Consider the following 452-nt stretch of genomic DNA (forward strand, 5'->3'; position numbering starts at 1 on the left):
GAGCAAGCTCGATGCGCGACGCTCCCACGGCTTGTAGGCACACGGTTTCAGGTACTATTTCACTCCGCTCCCGCGGTACTTTTCACCATTCCCTCACGGTACTATCCGCTATCGGTCACCAGGGAGTATTTAGGCTTAGCGGGTGGTCCCGCCAGATTCACACGGGATTTCTCGGGCCCCGTGCTACTTGGGTGTCTCTCAAACAAGCCGCTGATGTTTCAGCTACGGGGGTCTTACCCTCTACGCCGGACCTTTCGCATGTCCTTCGCCTACATCAACGGTTTCTGACTCGTCTCACAGCCGGCAGACTATGAAAGAGAGATCCCACAACCCCGCATGCGCAACCCCTGCCGGGTATCACACGCATACGGTTTGGCCTCATCCAGTTTCGCTCGCCACTACTCCCGGAATCACGGTTGTTTTCTCTTCCTGAGGGTACTGAGATGTTTCAC

Annotated in this window: 1 rRNA gene; it reads right to left on the bottom strand. The window is 56.2% G+C overall.

Features of this window, described 5'->3' with window-relative positions:
* Window positions 1-452, bottom strand: a 23S ribosomal RNA gene (locus I6F37_RS39655); the annotation flags it as partial.

Source organism: Bradyrhizobium sp. NBAIM08 (assembly GCF_020193935.1).
GTDB classification, from domain to species: domain Bacteria; phylum Pseudomonadota; class Alphaproteobacteria; order Rhizobiales; family Xanthobacteraceae; genus Bradyrhizobium; species Bradyrhizobium yuanmingense.